Annotated in this window: 16 protein-coding genes, 1 tRNA gene and 1 pseudogene; 5 read left to right on the top strand and 13 right to left on the bottom strand. The window is 62.7% G+C overall.

Going from position 1 to position 14,449, the window contains the following annotated elements:
• The first annotated feature begins 12 nt into the window (after positions 1-12).
• Positions 13-861 (top strand): YihY/virulence factor BrkB family protein, encoded by an 849-nt coding sequence (locus ASD99_RS12535; RefSeq protein ID WP_200950990.1) that lies wholly within the window; start codon positions 13-15, stop codon positions 859-861.
• 60 nt (positions 862-921) lie between these two features.
• On the opposite strand, the gene ASD99_RS12530 is transcribed toward ASD99_RS12535, so the two are convergent.
• Entirely contained in the window at positions 922-1,818 is an 897-nt protein-coding gene (locus ASD99_RS12530) for a DMT family transporter (protein ID WP_057143843.1), read from the bottom strand.
• A gap of 103 nt (positions 1,819-1,921) precedes the next feature.
• Positions 1,922-2,842, bottom strand: coding sequence for a tRNA glutamyl-Q(34) synthetase GluQRS (gene gluQRS / locus ASD99_RS12525; RefSeq protein ID WP_056583887.1), 921 nt, complete (start codon positions 2,840-2,842; stop codon positions 1,922-1,924).
• Positions 2,843-2,915: 73 nt separating this feature from the next.
• Here gluQRS and ASD99_RS12520 point away from each other — a divergent pair, with 73 nt between their 5' ends.
• Together ASD99_RS12520 and ASD99_RS12515 are read left to right on the top strand one after the other, a co-directional pair.
• Entirely contained in the window at positions 2,916-3,557 is a 642-nt protein-coding gene (locus tag ASD99_RS12520) for a DNA-3-methyladenine glycosylase family protein (RefSeq protein ID WP_057143896.1), read from the top strand.
• Positions 3,558-3,685: 128 nt separating this feature from the next.
• Positions 3,686-4,243 carry an HNH endonuclease gene (locus ASD99_RS12515; RefSeq protein ID WP_006328497.1) on the top strand — a complete coding sequence of 186 codons (558 nt, stop codon included), beginning with the start codon at positions 3,686-3,688 and terminating at the stop codon, positions 4,241-4,243.
• A 224-nt stretch (positions 4,244-4,467) separates the two neighbouring features.
• Here ASD99_RS12515 and ASD99_RS12510 read toward each other — a convergent pair whose 3' ends face one another.
• Both ASD99_RS12510 and ASD99_RS12505 read right to left on the bottom strand, forming a co-directional pair.
• Positions 4,468-4,986, bottom strand: coding sequence for a disulfide bond formation protein B (locus ASD99_RS12510; RefSeq protein WP_056583525.1), 519 nt, complete (start codon positions 4,984-4,986; stop codon positions 4,468-4,470).
• Between the two features lie 91 nt (positions 4,987-5,077).
• Positions 5,078-5,665, bottom strand: a complete 588-nt coding sequence (locus ASD99_RS12505; protein WP_056583521.1) for a YqaA family protein — start codon at positions 5,663-5,665, stop codon at positions 5,078-5,080.
• A gap of 458 nt (positions 5,666-6,123) precedes the next feature.
• Between ASD99_RS12505 and ASD99_RS12500 the strand changes: the two genes are divergently transcribed.
• Positions 6,124-6,208, top strand: a tRNA-Leu gene (locus tag ASD99_RS12500).
• 85 nt (positions 6,209-6,293) lie between these two features.
• Here the strand turns inward: ASD99_RS12500 and ASD99_RS34660 are convergent.
• From ASD99_RS34660 to ASD99_RS12485, 4 genes and pseudogenes are all read right to left on the bottom strand, one after another.
• Positions 6,294-6,505 (bottom strand): annotated as a pseudogene (locus ASD99_RS34660) (LysR family transcriptional regulator); the annotation flags it as partial.
• A gap of 24 nt (positions 6,506-6,529) precedes the next feature.
• On the bottom strand, positions 6,530-7,033 hold the full coding sequence (locus ASD99_RS12495) for an SRPBCC domain-containing protein (RefSeq protein ID WP_057143842.1): 504 nt from the start codon (positions 7,031-7,033) through the stop codon (positions 6,530-6,532).
• A 3-nt stretch (positions 7,034-7,036) separates the two neighbouring features.
• Complete coding sequence (locus ASD99_RS12490; protein ID WP_056583516.1) at positions 7,037-7,639, bottom strand: NADPH-dependent F420 reductase; 603 nt, start codon at positions 7,637-7,639, stop codon at positions 7,037-7,039.
• 189 nt (positions 7,640-7,828) lie between these two features.
• Positions 7,829-8,725, bottom strand: a complete 897-nt coding sequence (locus ASD99_RS12485; protein ID WP_056583513.1) for a LysR family transcriptional regulator — start codon at positions 8,723-8,725, stop codon at positions 7,829-7,831.
• Between the two features lie 248 nt (positions 8,726-8,973).
• Between ASD99_RS12485 and ASD99_RS12480 the strand changes: the two genes are divergently transcribed.
• On the top strand, positions 8,974-9,768 hold the full coding sequence (locus ASD99_RS12480) for an SDR family NAD(P)-dependent oxidoreductase (protein ID WP_056583511.1): 795 nt from the start codon (positions 8,974-8,976) through the stop codon (positions 9,766-9,768).
• A gap of 244 nt (positions 9,769-10,012) precedes the next feature.
• On the opposite strand, the gene ASD99_RS12475 is transcribed toward ASD99_RS12480, so the two are convergent.
• From ASD99_RS12475 to ASD99_RS12455, 5 genes are all read right to left on the bottom strand, one after another.
• A complete protein-coding gene (locus tag ASD99_RS12475) occupies positions 10,013-11,293 on the bottom strand; it encodes a GNAT family N-acetyltransferase (RefSeq protein ID WP_056583509.1) in 1,281 nt (426 codons plus the stop codon).
• On the bottom strand, positions 11,293-12,693 hold the full coding sequence (locus tag ASD99_RS12470; protein WP_057143841.1) for a lipopolysaccharide biosynthesis protein: 1,401 nt from the start codon (positions 12,691-12,693) through the stop codon (positions 11,293-11,295). Before ASD99_RS12470 ends, ASD99_RS12475 begins: the two co-directional genes overlap by 1 nt.
• Before the next feature lie 396 nt (positions 12,694-13,089).
• Positions 13,090-13,590: a hypothetical protein gene (locus tag ASD99_RS12465; RefSeq protein ID WP_057143840.1), complete on the bottom strand. Its 501-nt coding sequence runs from the start codon at positions 13,588-13,590 to the stop codon at positions 13,090-13,092.
• A gap of 192 nt (positions 13,591-13,782) precedes the next feature.
• On the bottom strand, positions 13,783-14,091 hold the full coding sequence (locus ASD99_RS12460) for a hypothetical protein (RefSeq protein WP_082583258.1): 309 nt from the start codon (positions 14,089-14,091) through the stop codon (positions 13,783-13,785).
• Positions 14,069-14,341, bottom strand: a complete 273-nt coding sequence (locus ASD99_RS12455) for a DUF4242 domain-containing protein (RefSeq protein WP_056583498.1) — start codon at positions 14,339-14,341, stop codon at positions 14,069-14,071. Before ASD99_RS12455 ends, ASD99_RS12460 begins: the two co-directional genes overlap by 23 nt.
• Positions 14,342-14,449: the final 108 nt, after the last annotated feature.

Below are 14,449 nucleotides of genomic sequence, written 5' to 3'. Positions count from 1 at the left end.
GCGCGGTTCTTGATGCGGAAGATCGTAGCCCTCAAGCGGGTTCTCTACGATGCGCTTGGCCATTTCAACACCGATGACGGCTGGGCGATGGCCAGCCATCTGGCGATCACCTCGCTGATGGCGCTGTTCCCGTTCCTGATCTTCGCCACGACGCTGGCGAGCTTCCTCGGCGCGCAGGCGTTCTCCGACACGGCCGTGCACCTCGTCTTCGACACCTGGCCCGAACAGATCGCCAAGCCGATCGCGCGCGAAGTGCTCAATGTGCTGACCGTCCGGCGAACCGATCTTTTGACCTATGGCGTGGTGCTGGCCGCCTACTTTGCCTCGAACGGCATCGAGGCGCTGCGCACGTCGCTCAACCGCGCCTATCGCGTCTCGGAAACGCGCGGCATCATCTACCGCCGGGTGCAGAGCATCATCTTCGTTCTCATCGCCACCGCCGGTTTCCTGGCGATCAGCGTGCTCCTGGTGTTCGCGCCGCTGCTGGCGCGGCTCGCCGAAGCCCATATCGACGGCATCAAGCCCTACATGGGCACGATCACGCTATGGCGCTATGTCATCGCCTCCGTGGTCATTGTCGGCGGATTGTTTGCCGTGCATTTCTGGCTGCCGGCAGGCAAACGCCGTTTCGTCTCGCTGGTGCCGGGCATCATCTTCACGCTGGCGGCATGGCTTATCGGTTCGACCATCTTCGCCGCCTATCTCGATCACTTCTCGTCCTATGTGACGACCTATGCCGGCCTTGCCTCGATCATGATCGCCGTGGTCTTCCTCTACATGGTCTCGGCGATCTTCATCCTTGGCGGCGAACTCAATGCCGCGATCAGCCGCTATCTGGAGGCCCGCGCCCGAGTCGGATGAGTCGATGCTGGGCGGATAGAGGAATTGAAGAATTGAAGAATGGGCTGCCGCTTGGGTTACTCAATTCCTCAGTTCTACAAATCCTCCCTTGTTCGGCCGAGCGGTTGCCAGGCCGACGCCGAATGTCGTGATGGCCATGCCGACAATCTGCAGCGCATTGAGCTGCTCGTCGAACAAGGCCCAGGCGATGAGGGCCGTCACCGCGGGCACCAGGTAGAACAGCGAGGCCACCTTCGACATCTCGCCGTCGCGGATCATCACCATCAGCAGGAAGATGGCGCCGAGCGACAGCACCAGCACCAGCCAGGCCATGGCGAAGATCAGTTCGCCATTGATGACGACCGTGTGCGTCTCGAAGGCCAGTGCGGCCAGGATCATCACAGCCGCGCCGCCGACATATTGCCACATGGTCGCCGCGACGAGGTCGCCGCCGGAAGCGAAGCGCTTCTGCCAGATGGTGCCGGCGCTCATGCCGAGCACCGAGACCAGCGAAGCGGTCAGCGTCGCCACTGTTACGCCGCCGCCCAGCGCACCGAGCTTTGGCCACAGCACGATGACGATGCCGATGAGGCCGATGCCGAGGCCGGCCCAGTGGCGCGGCAGGATCGCCTCGCCGAGAAACTTGCCGGCAAGCACCGCCGTGATCAGCGGCTGCAGGCCGACGATCAGCGCCGAAAAGCCGGCCGGCATGCCTCTGTGGATGGCCCAGAATACGGCGCCGAGATAGACGCCGTGCATCAGTATGCCGGCGCCGGTGGCATGCAACGCCTCCTCGCGGGTGGCTCTCTTCGAACCCAGCACAAGCGTCAGAACGGCCAGCAGGATGGCGGCGATGACGAACCGTGCGGCGAGGAAGGTGAACGGCTCCGCCCATGGCATGGCGTAGCGCGCGCCGATGAAGCCGGTTGCCCACAACACGACGAAGGTGGCGGGGATGAACCGCTTGATGCTGTGCATGTTCCGCAGACCGCCGCGCTGGAGGGAGTTGACCGTGGCGCTGCTCTACTGCGCTTCAACCCGGCGCGCAAAACGAAACCATTGATCCATGCATCACCGGAATTCAACGGGCGTCAAGTTCGACATGCGTTACCTCGGCCGCGCCGCGCTCAAGCCCTACCATCCGCCTGACGTCATCGGGTGATGCGCCGGCATGGCGCAAGGCGGCAAGGCCAGTGTCGCCGAGGCTCTTGGACAGCTTTCGTCCATCCGGCCCGAGGACGAGGCGATGATGGAAATAGGCAGGCTGCGGCAGTCCTAGGAGTTCCTGGAGCAGGCGCTGCACGCCGGTCGCGGAAAACAGATCCTGCCCGCGCACGACATGGCTGACGCCTTGCAGGGCATCGTCCATGACGACCGCGAGGTGGTAGCTGGTCGGGATGTCGCGGCGCGCCACGATCACGTCGCCCCAGTCCCGCGGGCGGGCTTCGACCGATCGGGTCGCGAAAAGGCTCTCATCGACGAATTCGCTCCATGACAGGTCCTTGCCGACACGCGCCATGGCGGCATCGACATCCAGCCGCCAGGCGAAGGGCGCATTCTCGGCGATCCGTCGCTTGCGTTCCTTGACCGGCAGCGCCTTGTCGGCTGCGGGGTAGAGCGGCACGCCGTCGGGATCGCGCGGCCAGTCGCGCCCTTGCCCTTCACTGTCAGTGATGAAAGCGCGGATTTCCCCACGGCTCATGAAGGCGGGATAGACGAGTTCTTCCGCGATCAGCCGCCTGAGCACCGCCTGGTATTCGGCGAAATGCTCGGACTGGCGGCGCACCGGCTCTTCCCAGCCAAGCCCCAGCCATTTGAGGTCGGCAAGCATGCCTGCCTCGAATTGCGGCGTGCAGCGCGCCGTGTCGATATCCTCGATGCGCAGCAGCAGGCGGCCGTCTGCCTGTGCCGCCAGCTTCTGGTTGAGCAGCGCCGAATAGGCGTGGCCGAGATGCAGGTCGCCGTTGGGGCTGGGAGCGAAGCGGAATGTCAGGAGTGTCATCTCTTCGGCGGCAATCATGTTTTGCGGCGCTTCGCCAATTGCTACCCTGTCGACGGTCAGGGAACAAGAAAGCATGCAGCGTATCGTGACATCAGACGACATTGCCCGAGGGCTCGATGCGCTTTGCGTGATCGACCCGCGCCTGGAAAAGGTGCGCGGCATGGCCGGCGAGGTGCCGCTGCGGCTGTCCGAGCCGGGGTTTCGGAGCCTGGCGTCGATCGTCGTCTCACAGCAAGTGTCCCGCGCCAGCGCCGATGCCATCTTCGGCCGGCTGACCAAGCTCGTCGATCCGCTGACGCCGCAGGCGATCCTTGCCGCCGGCGAAGACATGTTTCGCGAGGCCGGCCTGTCGCGGCCGAAGCAGCGCGGCCTGATCGCTGTTGCCCAGGCCGTGGTCGACGGCCTCGACCTGCATCACCTCTGTTCGCTCGATGCCCAGGAGGCGATCACGACGATGACGGCGGTGTCCGGCATCGGTCCATGGACGGCGGAAGTATACCTGTTGTTTGCCGCCGGACACCCCGACATCTTCCCCGCGCGCGACGTCGCGCTACAGACGGCCGTCGGCCACGCGCTCGGCATCGAGCCGCGTCCGCCGGAGAAAACCCTGATCGCCTTGGCCGAATCATGGAGCCCGTGGCGAGGTGTCGCATCACGGCTTTTCTGGTCCTATTATCGCGAAACCAGAGGGCGGGACGCCGCGCCACCGACCTGAATCCGCAAAAAAGCATGAAGATCATGTGTTTTTGGCGTTTCGGCGACGCGACAATCCGCTTCACATCCCTGTCATGTCGGGCTTACAGTATCCGCGCCGTTCGGGTCTAGAACCAAGGAGGTAAACACGTGACGGTCGCCGTATCTCCGGATGGGCTTCCAGCACTGGTGCTGAATGCGGATTACCGTCCGCTCAGCTATTACCCCTTGTCGCTCTGGTCGTGGCAGGACGCCATCAAGGCGGTGTTCCTCGACCGGGTGAACATCGTCGCCGAATACGAGCACGCCGTCTCCTCGCCGACCTTCTCGATGAAGCTGCCGAGCGTGGTCAGCCTGAAGGCCTATGTGAAGCCGTCCAGGCATCCGGCGTTCACCCGCTTCAACGTCTTCCTGCGCGACCGTTTCCAGTGCCAGTATTGCGGCACGCCTGAGGATCTGACCTTCGATCACGTCATCCCCCGCCACCGCGGCGGTGCGACGACATGGGAGAATGTCGTTGCCGCCTGCTCGCCCTGCAATTTGAGGAAGGGCGGCATGATGCCGGCGCATGCCAAGATGTGGCCACTGCAGAAGCCTTTCCAGCCGACGGTGCACGATCTGCACAACAATGGCCGCCTGTTCCCGCCCAACCATCTGCATGAAAGCTGGATGGATTATCTCTACTGGGATGTCGAACTCGAACCCTGAGATCGTCCGAGAATTCGGGAGGCTGGCCGTCTGGAACGATCGTCTGCGCTTCCGATGCTCGCGGATACTTTGCTTTGCCGCATGTCCTTATCGGAAAACCGGAACCACGTTTCGTGGACATGCGGGATGTCCGCTCCGCTCCGGTTCTCGACAATCAGTCCAAACGACTCAGCCTGCCGAATTCTTGAACGATCTCGCGATGGCTCAAATGATCTCGCGTTGGCTCAGTCGCGGGTGAGGGCGCCGCGGAAGGCGATAGCGGCCAGGACCAGGCTGGCGATGGCGTTCCAGCCGGCCAGCGACAGGCCGAGGATACGCAAAGCGGCCTTGTCGCAGGACGGCGGCACGAATTTGTCGAGCGCGTCGAGCACGCCCTTGCCCCCGGTGTCGACCGGTCCGGCGCCCGCGGTGCAATCGGTCGGGCCGGCCCACCAGGCCCATTCGACGCCTGAGTGGTAGACGCCGAGATAGAGGCCGTAGAGCATCAGCAGGCCGCCGACGGCCAGCAGGCCGCGCGTCAACCAGCTAGGTGCGTGCAGCATCGATGCAATCACCGCCAGCATCATCAGCGGCACGCCGATGTAGTAGGGCGTGCGCTGTTCCAGGCAGAGGTGGCAAGGGATGTAGCCACCGAGATACTGGAAGCCGAGCGCCGAGCCAACGGTGGCGGCCATGGCGACGGCGAGGAACAGGGCCGTGCGCGTCCGCTGGCGTCCGGTGTCGGCATTCATGGTCGCTGTCATGGGTTTTTCGTCCGTTGAGTTCGCCGCCCGCTTATTCCATTTATCCATGTCGTTGTCCCAAAACCGCTGGGCACTTTTTGGGCGACATGGACTAGAACGCGTATTTGACGACGATATAGAGCAAAATCAGGGCGGCCGCGCCGCCGCCGGCGATCAGGCCAAGGCGCTTTTCGATGAATTCGCGGATCGGCTCGCCATAACGGCGCAGCAGCCAGGCCAGCAGCAGGAAGCGGGCGCCGCGCGCCACGATCGCCAGCACGATGAACAGCGCCAGATTGACGCCGATGACGCCGGACAGGATCGTCACCACCTTGATCGGCGGCAGATGGGCGGCCCCGGAAGTGATCAGCATCAGGATGATGAAGCCGACGCCCGCCCCCGCACGCAGCTTCTCGAATTCGTCATATTTGCCGTAGAATTCAAGGATCGGCCTCGCCACCGCGTCATAGGCGTAGTGGCCGATGAACCAGCCGGCGATGCCGCCCAGCACCGAGGCGACGGTGGCGATCAGCGCATAGCGGTAGGCGCGATCAGGCCGCGACAGCGCCATCGGCAAATAGAGTACGTCGGCCGGCACCAGGAACACCGAGCTTTCGACAAAAGCGATGAAGGCCAGCCACCATTCGGCGGATTTGCGGGCCGCCAGCGACAAGGTCCAGTCGTAAAGTCCGCGAAGCATCGGCACTCCTAATGCATGTCGCCCAAACGTGCGCAGAGTTTTCGGGACAAAACAAAGACTCAAAGCGCGCGCCATCCATCCTGTCAGACGCGCGGCACTTGATGCGCCGCCTGTCTAGAAAGATTTTCCGCGCTGCACAATGGCAGCCCCGTCACGAAATCGAAAGGCGCAGTTTGGTCGCATCTGGGGCCGGCAACAATTGGCCAGTTGACGAACAGGCCTCCAACCGTATAGTCCCGCGCCATCCAGGCTGCCCGGCCTGAGCCCCTATGGCGGAATTAGTAGACACGCTCGACTCAAAGAGTGGTTTGTCTACCAATTCACAGGAAACACGACGAGTTGAGAACGGCGTGTTTTCAGGGGTTTGAGAAGGAAGGAAAAGTGGCTGACGATATTCGGTTTTCGCTCTAGGTGCAGTATAGGTGCCGAGAGCGTCGGCTAGAATCGGCGGCAAATGTGCGGGTGTGGTGGAACTGGTAGACGCGCCGGACTCAAAATCCGGTTCCGCAAGGAGTGTCGGTTCGATTCCGACCACCCGCACCACCCTTCAAAATCAGGTCAAAACTCAGCGGGCTAGCGCGGCGGACCGGTGGCGCATCGTCCGCGTTCGACGTTGGCCTGCCCGGCGTCAGTCGCGCGATATCGACAGTCCCGCGAGAAGCGGAGCGTAGGCGGCGAGCCTGTGGGATACGAACTCTGTGAAGAGCCGCACGCGCTTCGTCTTGCGTGTCTCCCCCTGAGTGAAAAGCCAGACCGGTCCATACAGGTGTAGGTCGGTACCTGGCACCCTCTCCAATTGAGGATCGGCATCTCGACGAAACACGGCAGCGTCGTGATGCCGAGAGCGGCGAAGACAGATCGGGATTAGCGGGCCGTCCGCGCCGCTACTGCCTCGGCAGCACGAGCAAGGTCGTCGACCCACTGCTGGTGATAGCGGTAGAGCCCACCGGGGTGCTTGTGTCCAAGCACGTCGAGGAACCAGGGGCCCTGCTGCGTCTCTTCCGTCAGTACATGGCAACCCGACTCGGTGGGAGTGATAACCCAACCGTGATACGCGGTTGAACCGGTCTCGTCGCCGTCGACCACCGTCTTCCACGCAAGCCTGTGGCCGGGCTCGCACTCCGTCACCACCAGGCTCATCGGAAATCCAACCGTCACCCGGCTGTATCGGGTTCCGAGCGCCAGTTTGGGCTCGCCGGTCAGGATCTTGACTTGGTCCTCAGGAGCAAAATAGCTCGACCAGTTCTCGGCATCGATCAGCAGTTCCCACACAACTTCAGGCGGCGCTTTCACGTCAACGTCATTGAGCGCGTAGATCGCCGAAATCTTCGGGTCGAAATGGTCAGGCCATTTCACACGATCATACATCGCTCAATTCTCCTTCTTGAAGAGATCTTTAAAAATGAGTGATCCCCAGGAGTTTCCGCGCGCCTGGACGAGCAGCCCACCCTCAGTGAGTGCTCCCAGGTTGACCGGTGCGTAACCGAGTTGCTCGACCAGGGCGGACACCACCGGAATGGCGCTGTCCTTGTCGCTGGACAGGAAAATCACTCGCCGCCCGCCATCGACGGTGGGGGCCTGCGCGAGGACGCCTGCAGGCAGGTGGTTGAACGCCTTGACCAGCATTGCAGCGCCAAACGCCTTGGCGATCACAGCCGAAGACGGGAGGTTGCCCAAATCGCTTGGGGAGACGCCGTATGCGTTTGTGACATCGATAATGATCTTACCCTGCCAATCTGCAGCCGCATTCGCTACGTCACGGTGTGCCCAAAAGGGAACGGCTAGGAGGATGATATCGGCCGTGACGGCTTCATCCAGGGAGACAGCAGTGACCGTAGGGCCAATGGCCTTTACGAGCGGCGCGAGCGCATCGGGCGCGCGGGTGCTTGCTATGGCCACCTCTATACCCTTGCGGGCGAACATTTTCGCGAGCGCTGGGCCGACGGCCCCGGCACCTATGATTGCGTATGTCATTTCAAATCTCCAGTTCGTTTCTGCTGAGGTCGGCGGCACGCTCAACAATGCAACGCGGCCTTATCGGTGCGGCGACCTGCCGGTGGCCTCTGGAGCTTAACTGGGGTCGGGGGCCCCCAATCGGGATTGGCAATTTGTCGACAGGGGCTGTGCATTGGCGCACCGTTCGCGGGTGGCTCCGCCTATCCGTCACCCGCCGATGTGGGATTGCCCGCCCAGAAGTGGTGCATACGCGGCGAGCCTAGGAGATATGAACTCCATGAACAGACGCACACGCTTGGTCTTGCGCGTCTCGCCGTACGTGAGGAGCCACAGCGTTCCAAACCTGCGCAGGGTGGTTCCCGGCGCCCTCGCGAGCAAAGGATCGGCATCTCCGACGAAGCAGGACAGCGCCGCCATCCCGAGTCCCTGTTGAACCGCGAGAAGCTGCGTCACACCGTCCGTGGTCCTGAACGGCACGTGCGAAGTGGGTATGTCTCCTTTACGTGCCCAGTCCGAGACACCATCCCAATTCCTCACGATCCATCGGACGCGATCTGGCGCGCCCCCGCGCAACGCGGACAGCAGATCGTGGGATATGTAGACACCGCCGTACAGTTCCGGCCCCTTCAGGCCGTGCAGATTGGACGGCAGGGTATCGCGGTCGTAGACGACTCGAATCGCAACGTCGGCCTCTCGATTGGTCAGATTCACCGGCTGGTCTATGGACAGTATGTCCATTTCGATCTCGGGATGCAGGCGTGCAAAGTCGGCGAAGTCCGGCATGAGCAAGTTCGTCGCGAGGGGCGGCGGCAGCGTCACGCGCAGAAGCCCGCTCACGCCCTGGTCGTGACCGGAGACGCGTGCATCCAGCTGATTCGAGGACGCCTCCATCTGAACCGCGTATTCGAGGACCTCCCCACCAGCATCCGTCAGACGATAGCCTGAAGGCAGCTTCTCGAACATTTGTGCGCCGAGGCGCTCCTCCAGCAGGGCTATGTGCCGAAGCACGGTCGAGTGGTTTACCTTGAGGCGCTCGGCTGCGGCCCGAACCGAGCCTTCGCGTGCGACGGCTAGAAAGAAGCGAACGTGATCCCATTCGATCATATGATGCAACCTTGCACCGAAGGGTGCGCAATCTCTGAATCACAACCCGGCCTGGGTTATGGCTAACTCTTGCCATGCGGTGCCAATGCTTCTGTACCTCCCCAGCAGCGCGAATGAAAGCATACTCGAAATACCCGAGTGGTGCGCTGATGCACAGCCCCTGTCGAGAAATCGCCAATCCCGCCGCAACGTCTCACGCATCAAGTAAGAAACCCAACTATCGCAGTCCAAATTGCAGGAGCAGACTCATGAATATTGACCTTAAGGGCCGCAAGGCCGTCGTAACGGGTTCCACGGCGGGCATCGGGCGCGCCATCGCGGAAGGCTTGGCGCGCGCGGGCGCTTCGGTCGTGATCAACGGGCGCGGCGAGGAACGCGTCGCCACGGCTCTTCGCGAGCTTCGTGAGCTCTTCCCAGCGTCTGATTTGACGGGCGTTGCCGCCGACCTGGAAACAGCCGAAGGAGCCGGAGTCTTGTTCGCGCAGGCGCCTGATGCGGATATCCTCGTCAACAATGTAGGCACAGCCCGCCCGAAGACCTTCTTTGATCTCGCCGATGACGACTGGCTAAGCCTCTTCCAGCTCAACGTCATGAGCGGCGTTCGCGCCGCACGCCACTACGTCCCTAAGATGGTCGAGCGGAGCTGGGGACGTGTCGTCTTCATCAGCAGCGAGTCCGCCCTGAACGTTCCCAAAGAGATGATCGACTACGGCATGACCAAGACGGCGCAACTCGCCATCTCCAGGGGCCTCGCAGAAGCGGTGGCCGGGACGGGCGTGACGGTCAATGCGGTCCTCCCCGGTCCAACAAGGTCGGAAATCCTGTCCAGGATGATGAATGAGTTGGCGCACTCGCAAGGCATAACACAGGACGCGGCGGAGCAGGTGTTCTTGAAGACGATGCGCCCGACGACACTGATCAATCGGTTCGCGACGACCGAAGAAGTCGCAAACATGGTCATCTACGTCTGTTCGGAGCAAGCGTCGGCGACAAGCGGCGCTGGTCTGCGCGTCGACGGCGGTGTCCTTCGGTCAATCGTCTAATGGGTGTCAAACGTAAGTCGGCGGATACAGATTCTGAGCGGAGGATACTGCCGGATACAAAGGACAGGGCATATCCGGTCTCTCAAAATCGAGTTCCGCAAGGAGCGCTGGTTCGATTCCGGCTAGGGCAGGAGTGTCCTCCGAAGCCTCGGCGAAGGAAGACCATTGTCGGTTCGGCTCAGTGCCGGAAGGCGCACCGTACTTTTTTCTCCCGGCAACCAATCCACGATTTTGGACCGGCGTTCTACCGCCGTCCCAACAAACTCTTCATCCGGTTGCGTAGCAGGCGGGCCATGTTGCGGGTTTCACGGTAGAGGTGCAGCTGCGAGGCGGCCTGGCGGGTGAGGCGGTCGGCGTCCGGCGTCAGGCCGATGACCAGCGTGCCCATCGGCTTGCGCTCGGCCCACAGCCTGCTCATCACCGGATGGTCGGGCACCGCGCAGGAATCGGTCATCATGATGTTGGGGTCGTCGAGATGCTGCCTGGTCACCTCGATCATCAGCAGCGTGCCGGGCGAATAGCTGGCCAGCGTCTCGTCATAGGCCGTCTTCCAAGTGTAGGCGACGCCGGCTTCGATGAAGACGATCAGGCAGGCGATGGTGCGGCCGTCGAGCGTCAGCGAATGGATGCGGCACATGTCCTGCTCGGCCAGCCGATGCACGGCCTCGCGGGCGAAGGCGGCGCGGTAGCGGTCGATCGCCATGGCGGTGCGTTCGCGGCCTTTCCAGCCGGCCGCTTCCAGCGTCAGGAAACTTTCGATGGCGTGGCGGATGTCTTCAGGTCCGCGCGCCACGACATGCTCCAGCTTGCCGAGGTCGCCAAGGCGCCGCTTCAGGCGGCGGAACTCGCGATAATGGTGCGAACGCAGCGAGGCCTTCAGATAGTCATCGCCATCGAGCTCGCTCTCGAGCGCCGGGCGCTGGGTCTGACCAGTGGTGACCAGCATCAGGCCGCGCGTCTCGGCCACGGTTGCAAGCAGGCTCGCCACCGGGCCATCGAGCCGGATATCGGCTAGGACCAACACTTTCGGCAGCTTGAGATGCGGGCGCGACAGCATCGAGAAGAAGTCCTCGATGACACCGACCGGATCGTCGCGGTCGACTAGCGGTGTGCCGAGCGGACCGAACGGGCTCGACCATGTGCGCATCACCGGAACGCCGAGCGGCACCACCGGCCGTTCTACCGAGAACGGCACCAAAAGGCGCAGCCGATTGCGGTATTCGTCGCCGTCGCGGATGACCGCCAGCCGCACCTCGCGATCCTCCAGCCGCGGCATGGCGGGCGCCAGGAACCGCGGGTTGAAGAACACGTTGGGCTCGACCGTACGGGCGCAGAGATAATCCAGTTCCTCGACTAAGTCGAAGCCGGCCGATGCCGGGTAGATGGCGAGTTTGCGCTCGGGCCGGTTGTTGGCGAGGATCTCGATATGGGCTGGGTCGGCGTCACGGGTCAGCCCGGCAAGGCCGGACACCATGGCGCCGGCGGTGCCGCCGCTGGTTTCCTCAAGCAACGGGATGGCGGCCATCACGGGGCTCCTTTCGCAGGCACGAAGATAAGCATGACGATGCCGAGCTTGCGCCAAACCGTGAAGGACAGCGCGCCGGCTTCGAAGATCATGGCAAAGGCGGTGGCCATGGCCGCGCCCCACAGGCCGAATATTGGGATCAGCACCACGTTGAGCGCGATGTTGAAGACCAGCGTCATGGCATAGACGGCGGCGCAGATGTTCTGGTTGCCGCCCATCGTCAGCAGGCTTTCGCAGGGGCCGACGGCGGCGCGCGCCACGACGCCGAAGACGAGCAGGAACAGCAAGGGATAGCCACTGCTGAATTCAGGGCCGAACAGCACCAGCATCGGCTCGCCGAGCGCCAGCACCAGCAGCGCCATCAAGAGCGAGGGCCAGAACGTCCACGACACCGTCTCGCGGGCAAAGGCGGCGAGCCTTTGCGGGTCGCCATGGGTGAACTGCGCATAGCGCTGGGCTACGCCGGCCTTGACGGCGAAATAGACGAAATGCACCAGCGCCAGCGTCTTCACCGTGGCGAAGTAGACAGCGACGTCGTTGGGATCCATGTAGGCGCCGACCATCAGCACGTCGGCATTGGTGAGCAGAAAGAAGAAGCTCTCGACCAGGAAGATCGGCAGCGAAACGATGAACCATTGCGCGAAATGGACCTTCATCGGTCCGGCTGGGATCTGCCGTTCCATGCGCTGGGTGACGCCGATGAGCTGGCCTAGCGTGGTGACGTAGGTGGCCGCGATCGAGGCGAAGATCGCCGTCCTGGCATCGGGGGCGTAGCCGGCCGCCAGCATCAGCGCCATGAACAGCAGGATCAGGATGGGTCGCACCAGGTAGGTCGGCGACAGCGCAAACAGCGCCCAGCTGTTGGCGCGTGCCAGTCCCGACAGCAGGTCGGACATGGCGATCATCGGCAGGCAGATGACGCCGAGGATGAACGGTATCACATAGTAGTTTTCGATCCAGGGTGCCGCCAGCCAGACGCCGAGCGCGCCGAGCCCGGCGATGAGCGTGGAGGCGATCAGCACGAACAGGCGGCTGGCCAGAACGATGCCGCGCAGTTCGTCCATCAGGCCGCGCTCGCGATATTCGGGAATGAAGCGGATGACCGAGGTGTGGAAGCCGAGGCAGGCGAGGTTGCCGACGATCACCATCGTCACCCAGACGAGAACGAAGATGCCGTATTCGAACGAGCCCATCCAGCGCGCCATCAGCACTTGGCTGATGAAGGCGATGACGGCGCTGACGATGCGGATGGAGAAGGCGATGACCGACATGCGGCCGGCCTCGCCGCGCTCGTCGGCGGTGAACAGCACGGCGTCGATACGGCCAAGCAGCGGCCTCATGCGCAGCGCCAAACGCTGCGGCAAGAACCGACCGGCTGTCGTGGCCGCGGAAAAGCGCACCCCGATTTCTCTCCGTTTTCCGCTTCTTTTCAGGCTCTTGTGTAGCGGAGACACATTAAGAAACGGTTGGGTGAGGAGCGGCCCGCGCAGCGGAAGAAAAGCCAACGATTTGGCTTTTCGAGCGACGAACGGTGAAGACCCCGGTCGCCTTCGGGAAAGAAGGCCTAGTGGGCCTTTGAAGGGTCTGAACGCCCGAAGGGCAGGGAGCCATAGCGGAGGGCCGCCAGGCGGCCGATGCGCGGCACGCGCATTCGTAGTTCAGGGCGGCATGACGAAAGGCGAGCGAACGCCGGGAAGCATAGGAAGCCGGGTCGGTGTTGCGCTCGCCCCTCCCCCCCGCAATGGGGGAAGGCCAGGCACCGGGTATGCGGTGCCAGAGGTGTCACATGGGGAGTGTCACATCCCCTTCATCGCATCGCAGGACACGTTCGGGTTCATGTCGGCGAAGGTGCCGGTTGGGTTCTGTTTCCAGGCCCAGACATGCAGTTCGTAGAACGGGCCGAGGCCGTAGCGGTTGGGGGCGCTGTTGAAGTTGAACAGCTGTCCGCCGAGCGAGGCCGGGCCTTTCGAGGTGATGTATTCGACCGCCACCAGTTTCAGCGTCCCGTCGGCCATTGGCTCGTACATCACCGCCTCGGGCTTGGCGACATCGACCGCGTCATCCTTGAGATAGGTGGGATTGACGTAGTGGATGCCCATGGCGCCGCCGGTGATGCCGCTGGCGCAAGGGATCGGCGCATAGCCCTCGGCGGTTGCCGCAACCACGTTCTCAAAGCGGCTGTTGGCCGTCAGCACCATGTCGGCCAGCCTGTTGGCGTCGCGGGCTTGGGCGGCAGTGGCTGCCATCGACAGGACGGCGAGGGCGGCGAAGCGCCCGATCCAAAGAGTTATGGTCATGGTCTTTCCGTTTGTTGTTGATGACGCGACAGGGAGGTCCACGGCCGGCCGTGAGGCCGGGCGTGTTTCAACGCTGCGGCGCCTGGTTTTGCAATCCGGAACGGACCGTCCGTCCGGTTTGTGCAGGTCGCTGTCAGGCGGCCTTTGCAGTTTTCGAAATGTCTTTCAGCGGTTCAAAATGGCTGCACGAAATCAGTGGTCCCACCAGTAATATTGCCAGTATTCCCGCTGGATATCGTGCTCCGAGAGGCCGATGTCGCGCCTCAGATAATCGTCTTCCGGGGGCAATCGCCGCCGCCCGCCATACAGATGCGAAGGCAGGTTCGCCGCGAACCGCCATAGACGGCCGAGCAGGGAGGTTGCTTGGTCGGCGTCTCCCATGACAGGCGCGGGTTCACCGACCGGCAGGCCAGCAAGCAGGTCGCCATTGCCGCTAAGGGCAGTTTGATGCTCATCGAATTGCCGATCATTTGGGGACTCAACAGTAGAAGTAAGGGTCAAGAACCCGCACCTCCATGATCTTGTCGACCGGCAGCGAATTCTTATGGGCCGCGCTGCGGATCGCCTCCGGCGAGGGGCCGTCGTAGATGCAGAAACTGTGCTTCTTGTCGAGCGACACGAAGGACTGCACCCAGGTGACGCCTTTTTCGGCGTTGCGCATGACGACGCCGCCGAGCGCATCGGCGCCGACTTCGGTGATCGGCACGGTGAGACCGTCCGGAAATGTGCGTTCCACCACATAACGAGGCATGGGAAGTTCCTTTTCGCATTGATTCACGCTCGGTCCGAGCGCGACTGGACAATGATCACGTTCGACAAGAGCGCGCATCGGAGCCATTCCCTATTTTTGGCGGGACGA

The sequence above is a fragment of the Mesorhizobium sp. Root695 genome, from assembly GCF_001428185.1.
In the GTDB taxonomy this organism is placed as follows: Bacteria; Pseudomonadota; Alphaproteobacteria; order Rhizobiales; family Rhizobiaceae; genus Mesorhizobium.
The sequence above is the reverse complement of the archived record's forward strand: the minus strand, read 5'-3'. Positions and strand labels throughout refer to the sequence as shown.

Bases quoted from the DNA above. Each gene is read 5' to 3' on its own strand.
- ASD99_RS12490 (WP_056583516.1), bottom strand. From the start codon at position 7,639: ATGACATACGCAATCATAGGTGCCGGGGCCGTCGGCCCAGCGCTCGCG.
- ASD99_RS12480 (WP_056583511.1), top strand. From the start codon at position 8,974: ATGAATATTGACCTTAAGGGCCGCAAGGCCGTCGTAACGGGTTCCACG.
- ASD99_RS12485 (WP_056583513.1), bottom strand. From the start codon at position 8,725: ATGATCGAATGGGATCACGTTCGCTTCTTTCTAGCCGTCGCACGCGAA.
- ASD99_RS12505 (WP_056583521.1), bottom strand. From the start codon at position 5,665: ATGCTTCGCGGACTTTACGACTGGACCTTGTCGCTGGCGGCCCGCAAA.
- ASD99_RS12520 (WP_057143896.1), top strand. From the start codon at position 2,916: ATGCAGCGTATCGTGACATCAGACGACATTGCCCGAGGGCTCGATGCG.
- ASD99_RS12475 (WP_056583509.1), bottom strand. From the start codon at position 11,293: ATGGCCGCCATCCCGTTGCTTGAGGAAACCAGCGGCGGCACCGCCGGC.
- ASD99_RS12495 (WP_057143842.1), bottom strand. From the start codon at position 7,033: ATGTATGATCGTGTGAAATGGCCTGACCATTTCGACCCGAAGATTTCG.
- ASD99_RS12455 (WP_056583498.1), bottom strand. From the start codon at position 14,341: ATGCCTCGTTATGTGGTGGAACGCACATTTCCGGACGGTCTCACCGTG.
- ASD99_RS12530 (WP_057143843.1), bottom strand. From the start codon at position 1,818: ATGCACAGCATCAAGCGGTTCATCCCCGCCACCTTCGTCGTGTTGTGG.
- ASD99_RS12535 (WP_200950990.1), top strand. From the start codon at position 13: ATGCGGAAGATCGTAGCCCTCAAGCGGGTTCTCTACGATGCGCTTGGC.
- ASD99_RS12465 (WP_057143840.1), bottom strand. From the start codon at position 13,590: ATGACCATAACTCTTTGGATCGGGCGCTTCGCCGCCCTCGCCGTCCTG.
- gluQRS (WP_056583887.1), bottom strand. From the start codon at position 2,842: ATGACACTCCTGACATTCCGCTTCGCTCCCAGCCCCAACGGCGACCTG.
- ASD99_RS12510 (WP_056583525.1), bottom strand. From the start codon at position 4,986: ATGACAGCGACCATGAATGCCGACACCGGACGCCAGCGGACGCGCACG.